Source organism: Streptomyces sp. P17 (genome assembly GCF_032436805.1).
Taxonomy (GTDB): Bacteria; Actinomycetota; Actinomycetes; order Streptomycetales; family Streptomycetaceae; genus Streptomyces.
The window spans coordinates 51430-66397 of sequence record NZ_JAVRBF010000039.1 but is presented as its reverse complement, the minus strand read 5'-3'; the positions used below and the strand labels follow the sequence as shown (position 1 = coordinate 66397).

10 protein-coding genes are annotated in these 14968 nt (G+C 73.2%); 6 read left to right on the top strand and 4 right to left on the bottom strand.

What is annotated here, in order from left to right:
• Nucleotides 1-36 precede the first annotated feature (36 nt).
• Both RMT89_RS24720 and RMT89_RS24715 read right to left on the bottom strand, forming a co-directional pair.
• Complete coding sequence (locus RMT89_RS24720; protein WP_315886000.1) at nt 37-1467, bottom strand: M23 family metallopeptidase; 1431 nt, start codon at nt 1465-1467, stop codon at nt 37-39.
• Nucleotides 1468-1692: 225 nt separating this feature from the next.
• On the bottom strand, nt 1693-2553 hold the full coding sequence (locus RMT89_RS24715) for an alpha/beta fold hydrolase (protein WP_315885978.1): 861 nt from the start codon (nt 2551-2553) through the stop codon (nt 1693-1695).
• Nucleotides 2554-3125: 572 nt separating this feature from the next.
• Between RMT89_RS24715 and RMT89_RS24710 the strand changes: the two genes are divergently transcribed.
• Nucleotides 3126-3542, top strand: coding sequence for a cobalamin B12-binding domain-containing protein (locus tag RMT89_RS24710; RefSeq protein WP_315885977.1), 417 nt, complete (start codon nt 3126-3128; stop codon nt 3540-3542).
• A 32-nt stretch (nt 3543-3574) separates the two neighbouring features.
• Here the strand turns inward: RMT89_RS24710 and RMT89_RS24705 are convergent, their stop codons facing one another.
• Nucleotides 3575-5191, bottom strand: coding sequence for a DUF5691 domain-containing protein (locus RMT89_RS24705; RefSeq protein WP_315885976.1), 1617 nt, complete (start codon nt 5189-5191; stop codon nt 3575-3577).
• 58 nt (nt 5192-5249) lie between these two features.
• Nucleotides 5250-6605, bottom strand: coding sequence for an SWIM zinc finger family protein (locus RMT89_RS24700; protein ID WP_315885975.1), 1356 nt, complete (start codon nt 6603-6605; stop codon nt 5250-5252).
• Nucleotides 6606-6738: 133 nt separating this feature from the next.
• On the opposite strand from RMT89_RS24700, the gene RMT89_RS24695 reads away from it, so the two are divergent.
• From RMT89_RS24695 to RMT89_RS24675, 5 genes are all read left to right on the top strand, one after another.
• Nucleotides 6739-7869, top strand: a complete 1131-nt coding sequence (locus RMT89_RS24695) for an AAA family ATPase (RefSeq protein ID WP_315885974.1) — start codon at nt 6739-6741, stop codon at nt 7867-7869.
• Between the two features lie 49 nt (nt 7870-7918).
• A complete protein-coding gene (locus RMT89_RS24690; protein ID WP_315885973.1) occupies nt 7919-10327 on the top strand; it encodes a DUF5682 family protein in 2409 nt (802 codons plus the stop codon).
• Nucleotides 10328-10514: 187 nt separating this feature from the next.
• Nucleotides 10515-11678 carry a VWA domain-containing protein gene (locus tag RMT89_RS24685; RefSeq protein ID WP_315885999.1) on the top strand — a complete coding sequence of 388 codons (1164 nt, stop codon included), beginning with the start codon at nt 10515-10517 and terminating at the stop codon, nt 11676-11678.
• 197 nt (nt 11679-11875) lie between these two features.
• Complete coding sequence (locus RMT89_RS24680; protein WP_315885972.1) at nt 11876-12829, top strand: hypothetical protein; 954 nt, start codon at nt 11876-11878, stop codon at nt 12827-12829.
• 181 nt (nt 12830-13010) lie between these two features.
• Nucleotides 13011-14687, top strand: a complete 1677-nt coding sequence (locus RMT89_RS24675; protein WP_315885971.1) for a hypothetical protein — start codon at nt 13011-13013, stop codon at nt 14685-14687.
• Nucleotides 14688-14968: the final 281 nt, after the last annotated feature.

The window sequence follows — 14968 nt, the reverse complement described above, 5'->3', positions numbered from 1 at the left end:
TATGCCCCCGCTGAAGGGCGGGGGCGCACAGGCACGTTATGTGGGATCGAGCCCGTGGCTGCGCAGCCACGCGAGCGGGTCTATGGCCGAGCCGCCGCCCGGCCGCACCTCGAGGTGCAGGTGTGGCCCGGTCGAGTTGCCGGAGTTGCCGGAATACGCGACCGGGTCGCCGGCTTTCACGGCCGATCCGGAAGCGAGCTGGTAGCTGTCGAGATGGCAGTACCAGATCTCCGTGCCGTCCTTCGTCGTAAGGATCAGCATATTGCCGTACGAGTTGTTCCATTGTGTACGGACAGTGCCGTCGGCCACCGCCATCACGGTCGTACCGTACGAAACCGGGAAGTCGATGCCGGTGTGTGTGGACATCCAGTTGATGCCGGCCTGGCCGTAATTGGCGCTGAGCCCGTGCTGGGCCACCGGCAGGGCGAACTTCGGGCGCAGCCGCTCCTTGCGGGCCGCCGCCTCGGCCGCCTTCTTCCGCTCGGCCTCCTGCTCGGCCTTGAGGTCGATGCGCTCCTGCGTACGGCTGGCCCGGTCGGCGAAGTCGTCGGCACCGGCCGAGAGGCTCTCCAGCTGGGTGTCCAGCTTGTTGTTGGCCGTCGACGGCTTGACCGCCTGCGCGTCCGACGCGGTCGTCGAGGTGTCCTTGTCGTCGGTCGTCAGGGTGCCGACGGAGGCGGCGGCGATCCCCGCCACACCCATGACACACGCCGACGGCACGGCGACGGTCAGCAGTGCGGAGCGCTTGGCGGGGGCCTTGCGGCGGGAGCGGGACGCGGTGCGGGCGGCTGTGCGGGAGCCCGGGCCGGGGGCGGCCGGAGCGGCCGGGGCGGTCTCTTCCTCGTCGTCGAGGAGGGGGGCCGCGGCGGGGAGTTCGCCGGTGGAGGTCAACTCGCCTTCGACCGAGGCGGTTTCCCCGTAGGGAGTCTCCTCGTACGAGGTCTGCCCGTAGGGCGTTTCCTCGGCGCCGGTCGTGGCGCCGTCGGAGTTCCACTGCGTGGCGTCGTAGGCACCCGTGTCGAAGGTCTGCGTGCCCCATTCCCAGTGCTGGGTCTGGTCGGCGGAGCCGCCGGAATGGTCGGGCTGCAGCCAGGCGCCCGCGTCGCGGTGGCCGCTGGCCTCGGGGCTCGTGGCCTGCGGTGGAACGGCGGCCAGCCGCTGATAGTCGGCCGACCAGGCGGTCGTCTCGTACGCGCCGGTGTCATAGGCGGCATGGTGCTGGGCCGCGTACGCGTCGTAGTTCAGGGTTTGTTGGCCGGTGGACCACTGACCCGAGTCGTACAAGCCGGTGCTCTCGCCCGGCAACGAGCCGAACAGCGGGTCGGTGTCGAAGGTTCCGGTGGTCTGCTGAAAACCGGTGGTGTCGTAGTGACCGTACGTGGTGAAGTCGCCGTACTGGGCTTCCTGGGTGCCGTACGACGCGTAGTGCGCCGGGTCCGCGTCGGAAGCCGGAGCCGGGGTGGTCATGGTCCCCGACGGGTGACGGTCGTTCACCAACTTCTCTTTCGCCTCGACAACAGGGGCTGCCAGAGCAGTGCGGCGACTGTACCCGGCGGTACGCGGGCACGACAATCTTCGGCAGGTTTCGCGCTTCCAGGAAACGGGCATTCGGCCGTGTTTCGGGGGACTGCGGGCGCGAGTTTGGCCTTATGTTCGAAGAGTGTTCGAGGCTTCAGTCGGTTCCGGGACGGCTCAGGCCACCGTCAGACCGTCGGCACGGGCGGCTTCGGTTCCTGTCCGTTCGGTGTCGAGGGCCTGCCGTATCCCCGTCGCCACGGCCGGGTGCACGGGCAGGGCGAGATGTCCGACCCCGCTCACCCGCACGTTCTGCGCCAGCAGATCGGGGTGGTCTATGCAGGCCGTCTCCAGCGGGTCCATCAGGTGGTCGAGGTCGCTCCAGAAACTGACGAAGTGTGTACGGCAGCCGGGTGCGGGCCGGGTCAGCTCCTCCAGCACCGCCGAGCCGGGGCGCATCTGCCGGACGATGGGGTGCGCGTTCGCGAGTGGCACCACGCGGGTGCCGGAGTGCGGGGTGCCGAGCGTGACCAGCGTCCGGACGCGGAGGTCACCGCCGAGCCGCTGCACGTAGTAGCGGGCGATGAGGCCGCCGAGGCTGTGCCCGACGACATCCACCTGCCTGCTGCCCGTCCGCGCACAGATCTCCTCGATGTGCCGGCCGAGCAGCTCGGCCGCCGTACGGATGTCGCAGGTCAGCGGCGAGTAGTTGAGCGACTCGATCTGGCGCCTGCCGTGCTGGGCGAGGCTGCGGCGCAGCAGCACGAAGACCGAGCGGTTGTCGATGAACCCGTGCAGCAGCACCACCGGGGGCTTCGCCTCGGTCGGCAGGTGCGGTGTGTCCGGGGAGCCCTGTGGGGGGAGTGCGGCCCCGCGCTCCTGGGCGATTCCGGATGGATAGAGGAGGAGGTGTCCGGCGAGGATCGCGATTTCGAGGGCGGTGGCCTTCAACAGCGCCATGGAAAGTCCGGCCAGCCGGCTCGGGAGGAGCCGCTGACAGAGCGGAAGAAAGGGCAGCACTGCCTTGGTGACCTTCATGGCCGACCTCCTGTCGGCACACCCGAGGACGCCTCTGTCCCCCGTGTGCCCTCTTGGGAAGTCGCGTCGAGGCAGGCCGACGGTGCGCGAGCGGGCGGCGTGGGGTGGGAGCGGCGTGTGGCGTGCGTGACGCCGATGACGTGACGAGGCTCTCTGCCGGTGTGGCGACGAGGCTCCCCGCTGTCGTGCCTTACCTGCCCTACGTGCTCTTCGTGCCCTCGCCGATGTGCCGCACCGCCACGGCGCGCGGCCTGCGGCGCGGTGGTGCGGCGACCTCGTTGCGGCTCCCGTTGCGCATGTTCCGGCTGTGGCCCGACGGCCGCCTCTGTCTGCGGTCCGTGAGCCGCAGAGGATCGGAACGGTGCGCGGCGAACGTGTCCCACCGTGTGATTTCCCCCTCGGTCTCCACCGTGAAACTGCGGGTTGCGGGATGCTGGCGATAACGTTCGTTCACTTCCCCGGGCGGTGTGGCGCGGGGCGTCCGTGCCACGGCGTGTGCGGCGTGTACGGCGCGAGTGATGTGTGCGGTACTTGACGGTACGGATGGATGTAGTCGCTTCATGGAGGCAGTGATGGGTGTGGCAGCCGGTCCGATCCGCGTGGTGGTGGCCAAGCCGGGGCTCGACGGCCACGATCGCGGGGCAAAGGTGATCGCGCGGGCGCTGCGCGATGCCGGTATGGAGGTCATCTACACGGGCCTTCACCAGACGCCCGAGCAGATCGTCGACACGGCGATCCAGGAGGACGCCGACGCGATCGGCCTCTCCATCCTCTCCGGCGCCCACAACACGCTGTTCGCCGCGGTGATCGCGCTCCTGAAGGAGCGGGACGCGGAGGACATCCTGGTCTTCGGTGGCGGGATCATCCCGGAGGCGGACATCGCGCCGCTGAAGGAGAAGGGCGTCGCGGAGATCTTCACGCCGGGGGCGACGACGCAGTCGATCGTGGACTGGGTCCGGGCGAACGTGCGGCAGACGGCGCAGGCGTAGTCCATATCCGCCCGGTCCAGCAGCAGCCCAGGTCAGCCATTGACCTGGGCCGACCCCAGTTCCTCGAACATCGCCGCGCGCAACCGCAGTGTCGTGACCAGCCGCTGGAACGCCTCCGCCCAATACCCCCCGGCCCCCGGCGACGCGTCCTCCGGTTCGTCCGGTACGGCCAGCAACCCGTCGAGGCGGCTCGCCTCCGCGGGGTCCAGGCAGCGTTCGGCCAGCCCCATCACTCCGCTGAAACTCCATGGATAACTCCCCGCGTCCCGCGCGATATTGAGCGCGTCGACGACCGCCCGCCCGAGCGGCGCGGCCCATGGCACGGCACACACTCCCAGCAGCTGGAACGCCTCGGACAGCCCATGCCGCGCGACGAAACCGGCGACCCACTCGGCCCGTTCGGCCGCGTCCAGCGTGCCCAGCAGCTTCGCCCGCTCGGCCAGCGACACCGCCCCGGGCCCGCCGGCCTCCGGCGCCGACGGCGTCCCGAGCAGCGCCCGTGCCCACCCGGCGTCCTTCTGTCGTACGGCCGCCCGGCACCAGGCCGCGTGCAGCTCGGCCTGCCAGTCGTCCGTCACCGGAAGCGCCACGATCTCCGCGGGCGTACGGCCGCCAAGACGCGGGGGCCAGGTGCCGAGCGGTGCCGCCTCCACCAACTGTCCCAGCCACCACGACCGTTCCCCGCGTCCCGCCGGAGCCTTGGGCACGACACCGTCGCGTTCCATGCTCGGATCACACTCGTGCGGCGCTTCAACGGTGATCGTCGGAGTGTCCTGGGTGCGGTCCACGGCCACGCACGCCCCGGCCCGGACCGCCATCCGCCCGGCCAGCGCCGATCCGGGCAGCGCCGAGAGCAACTCCGCCGCCGTCGCCCGCACATTGCGGCTCCGTTCGGCCAGCGCCTGCTCCAGGAACGGCTCGTCCGACGGGCCGAGCCCGGTCCGCAGCGAGTCGAGGAACATCAGCCGGTCCTCGGCCCGCTCCGTCGCCCAGGTCGTCGCGAGCAGCTCCCGCGCGGCGGCGGGCTCCCGCGCGCGTATCGCGGCGAGCAGGGCGACCCGCTCGGCGAACAGACCCTCCTGCCACAGCCGATGAATCCTCTCCTGCTCCTCGGGGCCGGGCAGGGCCGTGCCGCCACCGGGTGTCGCGCGCAGGGCGAACCGCCAGTCCGGGTTCAGCCGGGCCAGCCACACCGCGCGCGGGCCCGCGAAGCGCAGTGCCGCAGGGCGTAGGTCCGTCCGTCCCCGGGCCGCGTCCAGCAGGGCGGGCAGCATCTGCGGGGGCGCCGCGTAGCCGTGGGTGTTGGCCGTCGTGAGCCACTGGGGCAGCAGCTCCATCAGGTCCGGAGCCGTGCCTCTGCGCCCGCCGCCCGTACCTCCCGCACGGTCGGCCAGCAGCAGCGCCAGCCTGCGGGCCGCCGCCGAGGGCAGCGCGGGGCGTGGGTCCTCGGGGGCCGGTTCGAGGCGGTCCGCCGCGCGCGCGGGACGCAGACCCGCCCGACGCCGTACGGTCGCCACGGCGGCCGCGTCCAGCAGGGCGACCGGTGCCTCCCGGGCCGGATCGCCGCCCGGCGGGATGCGGCGGTCGGTGCCGAGCAGGGCGGTGGTGACGAGCTCCTCCCAGGCGGGCGCGTCCGGGGTCCTGTTCATGAGGGTCGTCCCTTCTGTGGGGTTCCGGGGAGTGGCCATGGGGTGCGCCGGGTTCGGTTCAGCACAGCTGCACCGCCTCGCCCGCCCCCTGCGGCCAGGCCGCGAGCGGGGTGAAGCCGCGGTGGCCGCATTCGCCGAAGACCTTGACCGGCTCGCCGCCCGAGAGGGCGACGAGCTTCCACAGGCCGGGCCGGGACCGGGCCGTGGGGGTGAGCGGCAGGGCCGAATCCGTGTCGGCCTCCGCCAGTTGCCAGGACTCGCCGTCCGGGGTCGGTATCACCCGCTCCAGCGTCACCGGGACCGAGTCCAGCCAGGGGTCGTCCCGCAGCGCCTCGCCGTAACGGGCGGCCGCCTGGGCCGTCGTCATCCCCGGCGGTCGTATCGAAGTGGGTGCGGGCGCGGTGAACCGTTCGCCGAGTGACGCCCTCAACTGACCTGCGCCCGGATAAGGGGACACCTCCGCCTCCAGGGTCAGCCCGACCGGCAGCGCGAGTTCCGGTGCACGGCCCGCGGCGCCGTAGGACAGGAGCAGGGCGGTGCGGGTCGAGTCGGCGCCGTGGAGCCAGATCCGGCGGGTGGTCAGACGGGTGTCCGCCGTGTCGTACTGGGCGAGGACCAGCCAGCGGTCGCGGATCGGCGGGCCCTCGGGCGAGGCGGGCAGGCCGATACGGGAGCGGACCGTCGCCGCCAGGTCCTCCGGCAGCCGCTCGCGGTGCAGCCAGCCTTGGTCGAGGAGGTGGAGCAGCGCACACTCCTCCAGCAGCCGCACCGGCCAGCCGGGACCCGACGACGGGATCGCCCCCAACTCCCGCACCCGCGCCGCCAGTCCCGAGGCCTGGGCGTCGACCATCCGGGCCGCCGTCTCCTCCCACAGCCCGTACCCCGCCTGCTCCGCGCCGGCCAGCCCGCCGCGCAGCAGGTCCGCCAGACGCTGCTCCAGCTCCGTCGCCCCCGCGGTGACCTTCTCGGCCCGGCGCTCCGCCCGCCGCCGCGCCGCCTCCGGATCAGCCGAGCCGGACGACGACCCGGAAGCGCTCTCCGCCCGCTTCTGTTCCGCGCGCTTCTTTCTCCCTTCCAGCCACTCCTCCGCCCAGTCCGGCGGCTGACCCTGCGGCACGGCTCCGTCCCCGCCCGCCCACAGCAACAGCAGTCCGAGCGCGTGCTTGCACGGGAACTTCCGGCTCGGACAACTGCACTTGTACGCGGGCCCCGACGCGTCCGCGATGTCGACGACCGTCTGATACGGCTTGCTGCCACTGCCCTTGCACAGCCCCCACACCGTCCCCTCGTCGGTACTGCCCGCCTCGGACCACGGCCCGGCCGCCCCGAGTTTGCTGCCCGCTTTGCGTGACGCGGCGTCAGGCGCCAGTGCCAGCACCTGGTCCGCGCTCCAGCGCACCCCCTGCTGAGTCATGCCATCGAAGGTAGATCCCCCCACTGACAATCGGTCCGGCGAGCGCGTTTTCGCAGGTCGGAACGGATTGTCAGTGGCGTGGTGCACGGTTGGTGGCAGATCCGAACCGGCCGAGCTGGAGGGGGACTTCGCCATGACCGTGTCCGTGGACCCGACGTCCGCACATACCCGCGAGAGCGCACCGACCGAGGCGTTGCGACCGCACGCCGAGGACGCCTTCGCAGCCGAGCTGTCCGCGCTGGCCGCGCAGGACGACCGCCCGCGCCCGGCCCGGTGGAAGCTGTCGCCGTGGGCCGTGGCGACCTATCTGCTCGGCGGCACACTCCCGGACGGCACGGTGATCACCCCGAAGTACGTGGGGCCGCGCCGCATCGTCGAGGTCGCCGTCACCACCCTCGCCACCGACCGCGCCCTCCTCCTGCTCGGCGTGCCCGGCACCGCCAAGACCTGGGTGTCCGAGCATCTGGCGGCGGCCGTCAGCGGCGACTCGACCCTGCTGGTGCAGGGCACAGCCGGTACCCCGGAGGAGGCGATCCGGTACGGCTGGAACTACGCGCAGCTGCTCGCGCACGGCCCGAGCCGGGACGCGCTGGTGCCGAGCCCCGTCATGCGGGCCATGGCGGAGGGCATGACGGCCCGGGTCGAGGAGCTGACCCGGATCCCGGCCGACGTACAGGACACGCTCATCACGATCCTGTCGGAGAAGACCCTGCCCATCCCGGAGCTGGGCCAGGAGGTGCAGGCCGTCCGCGGCTTCAACCTCATCGCCACCGCCAACGACCGCGACCGCGGGGTCAACGACCTGTCCAGCGCCCTGCGCCGCCGCTTCAACACGGTCGTGCTGCCGCTGCCGGAGAGCGTCGACGCCGAGGTCGACATCGTCTCCCGGCGCGTCGACCAGATCGGCCGCTCCCTGGACCTGCCGGCCGTGCCCGAGGGCATCGACGAGATCCGCCGGGTGGTGACCGTCTTCCGCGAGCTGCGCGACGGGGTGACCTCCGACGGCCGGACGAAGGTGAAGTCGCCCAGCGGCACCCTCTCCACGGCCGAGGCGATCTCCGTCGTCACCGGCGGGCTCGCGCTGGCCGCCCACTTCGGCGACGGCGTGCTGCGGTCCGCCGACGTGGCCGCGGGCATCCTCGGCGCCGTGGTCCGCGATCCGGCGGCCGACCGGGTCGTCTGGCAGGAGTACCTGGAAGCGGTCGTCCGCGAGCGCGACGGCTGGACCGACTTCTACCGCGCCTGCCGGGAGGTGAGCGCATGACCGCGAACCAGGGGGGCCGGATGAACGGCGACGACACGAGGTGGCCGGCGTGACGACCGGAGCTGACCTTGGGGTGGGCCCGCTGCTGCTCGGCGTACGGCATCACGGGCCCGGCTCCGCGTGGGCCGTGCGGGCGGCGCTGGACGCGGCCCGGCCGCGTGCGGTGCTGATCGAGGGGCCGCCCGAGGCGGACGCGCTGATCCCGCTCGCCGCCGACGAGGACATGCGCCCGCCGGTCGCCCTCCTCGCCCACGCCGTGGACGAGCCAGGACGCTCGGCGTTCTGGCCCCTGGCCGAGTTCTCCCCGGAGTGGGTCGCGATCCGCTGGGCGCTGGAGCACGGGGTACCGGCTCGCTTCATCGACCTGCCGGCCACGCACACGCTGGCGTGGGAGCGGGAGGCGCAGGAGGGGCCAGCCGAACCGCCGGAGGATGGGGCGCCGGGAGACGAGGCTCCGGACGGCTCCGCCGAGGAGTCTGGGGGAGAGAACGCCGACGGCCCCGCCAAGGTGAGCGTCGACGTCCGGATCGACCCCGTCGCCGTGCTCGCCGACGCCGCCGGATACGACGACGCCGAGCGCTGGTGGGAGGACGTCGTCGAGCACCGCGGGGTCGGAGCGGCGGGGGACCCGCTCGCGCCGTTCGCCGCGCTGGCGGAGGCCATGGCCGCGCTGCGGGAGGTGTACGGCAGCGGCGGGCACGACCGGGACCTGGTGCGCGAGGCGTACATGCGGCTCCAAACGCGGTCCGCGCAGAAGGAGTTCGGGGACGCGGTGGCCGTGGTGTGCGGGGCGTGGCATGTGCCCGCGCTCGGCGAGCGGACCACCGTCGCCGCCGACCGGGCCCTGCTGAAGGGCCTGCCCAAGGTCAAGGCGGACATGACCTGGGTGCCGTGGACGTATCGCCGGCTGGCGCGGGCCGGCGGCTACGGGGCGGGCATCGACTCGCCCGGATGGTACGGACATCTGTTCCACGCCCCTGACCGGCCGGTGGAGCGGTGGCTGACCAAGGTGGCGGGGCTGCTGCGGGCCGAGGACCGGATCGTGTCCTCCGCGCATGTCATCGAGGCGGTGCGGCTGGCGGAGACGCTGGCGGCGATGCGTGGCCGCCCGCTGCCCGGCCTCGGCGAGACGACCGACGCGGTGCGGGCGGTGATGTGCGACGGCTCGGACGTGCCGCTGGCGCTGGTGCACGACCGGCTGGTGGTGGGCGATGTGCTGGGGGAGGTGCCGCGGGACGCGCCCGCCGTGCCGCTGCAGCGGGACCTCGACCGGATCCAGCGCCGGCTGCGGCTCAAACCGGAGGCGCTGGAGCGCGAGCTGGAGCTCGATCTGCGCAAGGAGACCGACGCCGGGCGCAGCCGGCTGCTGCACCGGCTGCGGCTGCTGGGCGTGCCCTGGGGGGAGCCGGTCGCCTCGCGGGGGAGCACGGGCACGTTCCGGGAGACCTGGCGGCTGCGCTGGGAGCCCGAGCTGTCCGTGCGGATCGCCGAGGCCGGGGTGTGGGGGACGACCGTACTCGGCGCCGCGACCGCCAAGTCCGAGACGGACGCCGTCTCCGCGCAGCACCTCGCCGATGTCACCGCGCTCGCCGAGCGGTGCCTGCTGGCCGAACTGCCGGACGCGCTGCCGACGGTGATGCGGGTGCTGGCCGACCGGGCCGCGCTCGACACCGACGTCGGTCATCTCGCCCAGGCCCTGCCGGCGCTGGTCCGTTCCCTGCGCTACGGCGATGTGCGCGGCACCGACACCGGGGCGCTCGAGGAGGTCGCGGCGGGCCTCGCCGAGCGGATCTTCGTCGGCCTGCCCCCCGCCTGTGCCGGCCTCGACGCGGATGCCGCCGAGGAGATACGGCGTCATGTGGACGCGGTGCACGGAGCGGTGGGCCTGCTCGGCGACGCAGCCGCGCCGGGACACGGCGAACTGCGCGGGCGTTGGCGGGCCGTGCTCAAGATGCTGTCCCTGCGGGACACGGTCCCCGGCGTGATCCGCGGGCGTGCCGTGCGACTCCTGCTGGACGAAGGGGAGCTGGCGCAGGACGAGGCGGCCCGGCTGATGGGTCTGGTGCTGTCGCCGGGGACACCGCCCGGCGACGCGGCGGCGTGGATCGAGGGCTTCGTCGGCGGCGGCTCGGGCGGCGGGATGCTGCTCGTGCACGACGAGCGGCTGCTCGGCCTGGTCGACGCCTGGCTGACGGGGGTGCCGGCGGACGCGTTCACCGACGTACTGCCGTTGCTGCGGCGCACCTTCTCGGCGTACGAGCCGGGCGTGCGCAGAACACTCGGCGAACTGGTGCGGCGCGGGCCCGGGCAGCGAGACGCTGGGGCCGCCGCGGGTGGCGGCATACCCGGGTTCGCGGCCGAGCTGGATCCGGCGCGGGCGGACGCCGTGCTGCCGGTGGTGCGGCTGCTGTTGGGGCTGGACACGGACGACAACGACCTGGTGGGGGTAACGCGATGACGACCGAAGGGCCTCGGAGGCCGAGGGAGCGTGCCCGAGCGGCGGGCACCGTGGGACCGGGGCAGGTTCAGGGACCGCGGGCGCAAGGCCGGCCTGCGATCACCGCGACCGTGATCCCGCTGTGGGAACGGCTCGGTGGAGGGAGGCGGGGATGACGACGGACATGACGACGGACATGACGACGGACATGACGACGGGCATGACGGACCCGGCGCAGGAGCGGCTGCGGCGCTGGCGGCTCGTGCTCGGCGGCGACACGGCCGACGGCACCGGATGCAAGCTCGCCGGGCAGGACGCCGCGATGGACGGGGCGCTCTCCGCGCTCTACGGCAAGGGGGACAGACCGCAGACGGGGAAGGACCGTTCGGCGGGGCTCGGGACCTCGGCGCCCTCCGTCGCGCGCTGGCTCGGGGACATCCGCACCTACTTCCCCTCCTCCGTCGTCCAGGTCATGCAGCGCGACGCCATCGACCGGCTCGGTCTGTCCACGCTGCTGCTCGAACCGGAGATGCTGGAGGCGGTGGAGGCCGATGTGCATCTCGTCGGGACCCTTCTCTCCCTCAACAAGGCCATGCCGGAGACGACCAAGGAGACGGCACGGGCCGTCGTGCGCAAGGTCGTCGAGGACCTGGAGAAGCGGCTCGCCACCCGCACCCGGGCCACGCTCACCGGCGCCCTCGACCGCAGCGCGCGGATCAACCGGCCGCGCCACCACGACATCGACTGGAACCGCACGATCGCCGCCAACCTCAAGCACTATGTGCCGGAGTACCGGACGATCGTGCCCGAGCGGCTCATCGGATACGGGCGGGCCTCCCAGTCGGTGAAGAAGGAAGTCGTGCTCTGTATCGACCAGTCGGGGTCGATGGCCGCGTCGGTGGTCTACGCGTCGGTGTTCGGGGCGGTGCTGGCCTCCATGCGGTCGATCGACACCCGGCTGGTCGTCTTCGACACGGCGGTCGTCGACCTCACCGACCAACTCGCCGACCCGGTGGACGTGCTGTTCGGCACCCAGCTCGGCGGCGGTACGGACATCAACCGGGCGCTGACGTACTGCCAGTCGCAGATCACCCGGCCCGCAGAGACGGTGGTCGTGCTGATCAGCGACCTCTACGAAGGGGGCATACGGGACGAGATGCTGAAGCGGGTGGCGGCGATGAAAGCGTCCGGCGTGCAGTTCGTGGCGCTGCTCGCGCTGTCCGACGAGGGGGCACCGGCCTACGACAGGGAGCATGCGGCCGCGCTCGCCGCGCTGGGCGCACCGGCGTTCGCCTGTACGCCGGACCTGTTCCCGGAGGTGTTGGCGGCGGCGATCGAGAAGCGGCCGATCCCGGTCCCGGCCCCTGCGTGACACCGGTCCGTGGGCGATTTGTCGACGAACTGACGCCCCGTTGTCTCCCGACTTGGCCCAGCAAAAGGGACATGAGTACCCATCGGTAACAGGGGGCTTGCGCAACCTCGGGAGTCCCGTGCGAGGATCGACGCTCGTTCAGCGGTGCGCCGCGTCACGCGTCTCTTGTTCCGCCGCACGGGAGGACCCGCCCCCTCTTGACCCTGTCAGCAGCTCTGCCCGGTGCCGCTCTGCGCATGGTGCGCAAGGCGGCCGGACGGCGTGCGCTGTATCTGGCGCTGCTGGTGGGCGGGTTGTTCGCGCTCGGGATTCTCGGCGGGCAGCAGGCTCAGGCGGCGGAGGACGCGCCGGCGGCACTGTCGGTCGACGTGTACACGCCGGTCGAGCGGATGGCCGAGTCGGTGGTTCAGGAACCGCAGGTTCAACAGCCCGCGCCTTCGAAGCCATCGGTTCCCGAAGCCGCTGACGGTGACCGGATCCTTCGGCCCGTCCACGAGCGTGCCGCGCGGCCGGTCGGTGAGGTGGTCGGGGCGGTGACCGACGGGCTGGGCGACGTGCGGGACGAGGTGCCGCCGCTGTCGTCGCTGCCCACCCTGCCGGAGCTGCCCCAGTCGCCCGGGCGGCCGGGCCTCCCCGTGCTCCCCGGTCTGCCGGAACCCCCCGTGCTCCCCGGTCTGCCGGAACCCCCCGTGCTCCCCGGTCTGCCGGAACCCCCCGTGCTCCCCGGTCTGGAGCTCCCCGCTCTGCCGGGCCAGACGCCGCCCGCACCGGCCGCCACGGCACCACAACCGGGGCCGGTGGCTTCCTCGTCGGTCGGCGAGGAGGACTCCGAGGGTCCGTCCAAGAAGGCCGCGGCGTACGGCCCGCGCGACATCTCGTCGTACGACATCACCGCGCCCCGCGCCTTCGCGCACCCCCGCCGTGCCGACTCCGTCGAGCCCGTGCCCGCGCGGCACGCGCCCGCCGGTGATCCGGGCGGCGCGTTGGACCACCACGCGACGATCGACAACAGCACCCCCAGGCACGGCGACGCCCAGGCCGTCGCCCTGAACCACCGGGCCCCGCCGCGGCTCGTGCCCGGTGCCGCCGCGCGCGTCAGCGCGGACGAGACCCGGGACGAGTACCGGGACATTCCCGTATCCCCCGCCTAGAGCAGGCATTTCCCGCGCAGTGGACCTGCCGCGCGGGGGCGGAACAGGTCTGCCCGCCCGTCCGGAACCCCCTTTTCCCAACCCCCGGACGGAAGCGCCGGCGCTGTCGAACCGGCGCCGGAATGTCCCCCACGTCCCGTTGCCTCCGATGTCTCGGAATCCCTAAGGATCTGACGCACGTATGAACAAGAACATCCGCCGTTCCATCGTCATAGCCGCCGGTGTCACCGGCGCCTGGGCGCTCGGCTCCACCGCCGCCAACGCCTCCGAGCTCCCCTCCTCCACCCTGTCCGTGCCGGACGCCACCACCGACCCGGTCGGTGACACCGTCGAGGGTGTCGTCTCCGGTGTGCAGGACACCGTCTCCGGTGTGACGGAAGACGTCACCGACGGCGTGACCGAGACGGTCGCCGGCGCCTCGCGGCAGACGGCACCCGTCGAGACGACCGCCACGAAGGCCACCAAGGCCGCCAAGCTCAAGGGTGGTGCCGCGCAGCTCAGCGAGGGCGTGAAGGCGGCCCGCGCCGCGCAGCAGACGGCCGAGGAGGCGACGGTCACCGCCGGGCCCACCGCCCACGCGACCGCCACCGCCGCGGCGAGCCTTCCGCAAGAGGCCCCCGAGGCCCCCGAGGCCCCCAAGGCCCCTGACACCCCCAAGGCCCCCGACACCCCCGACCCCTCCGACACCGTCGACTACCTCTTCGGCCCCCTCGCCGCCTTCGCCCCCGAGCTGGAGCAGGCCCTCGCCGGGGCGCAGACCCGCGTCCAGGGAACCCGGGCCAGGGCCGGCCGCACGGCGGGCGCCACGACCGGTGCCGCCCACGCCGCGGTCGCCGGTGCCCAGAACCGCGCCACCGGAGTCAACGCGGTCGCCGGTGCCGAGGCCGACGCCGTCAGGAGCGCCGCCGCGGCGAGCGTCTCCGCCGTCCCGAGCCACGTCACCGGCACCGCCGAAGGCGTCCACCAGAAGCTGGTCGGCACGGTGTCCGCCGCCCCCGGAACCGTCACCCCGGTCCTCGACGAAACGGCCACCGCGGCGGTCCCGCCCCTGGTCACCTCCACCGTCGACGGCGCCCTCCCCACGGCCGCCCACGCCGTTCAGGGCGTCCACGGCGTCACCCCGGTCGCCGAGCAGGCCGTCGCCGGTGTCGCGCCCGCCGCCGCCCACGCGGTCCAGGGCGTGCAGCCGGTCGCCGGACAGGCGGCCGGCGGCGTCGGTACGGCAGCGGGGAACGCTGTCGACGCCGCCACCGCGCTGGCGTACGGCCTGGTCGCCGACGTCCAGCCGGTCGCCCACGGCACCCTCGCCGGGGTGCACGCCGTGGCCGCCGGAGCCGTCACGGACGTCCACCCCCTCGCCACCGGAACCGTCTCCGGCGTCCAGCCGGTCGTCGACGGCGCCCTCGCCGACGTACCGCCGTACGCCACCGGACTCGTCGGCCAGGTCGCCGCGGACGGGCAGGGCGCCCTGCTCCCGCCGGTCGCGCACACCGCGGTGCACGGCGTCGTGCCCGTCGCCGAGCGGGCCGGGGCGGACGCGGGCGCGCTGGCGTACGGGGTCGCGGGCGATGTGCAGCCGCTCGCCCAGGGACTGGCCGGTGAGGTCGACCCCTTCGCCCGCGCTGTCGCCGGTCATGTCGCCCAGCCCGTGGCGGGCCTCGTCCAGCCGGTCACGCACGCCGCCGAGACCCTGGCGTACGGCGTCGCGGGTGACGTCCAGCCCTTCGCGTACGGCGTCACCGGTCAGGTCGCGCCCGTCGCCGAGGGCCTGACCGCCACCCCCCTGGCCCACGACGCCGTCACCGGCGTCCAGGGCGTCGCCGAGTCCGCCACCCCGGGCTACCTGCGCAGCGTCTGAACCCCGACTCCGTGAGGCGACAGGGCCCGGACGGCCGAAAGCCGTCGGACCGTCCGGACGGGACCTCACGGACGGGCCGGACGGTCTCCATTGGGGTGGGGACCGTCCGGCCGAAGGCCCCGGGGGCGGATCGATTCGTGCCCCTTCGGGCTGTTCAAGGGGCCTCACCGGGTCAACCCCAGCCCGGTGAGGCCCTTCACTTCAGGCACCCCGTGCCAGTGATCGCGGCATCATGTGACAGGTATCACCGCTCAGGTGTGACCCCTGATTTAGAAGCCCCC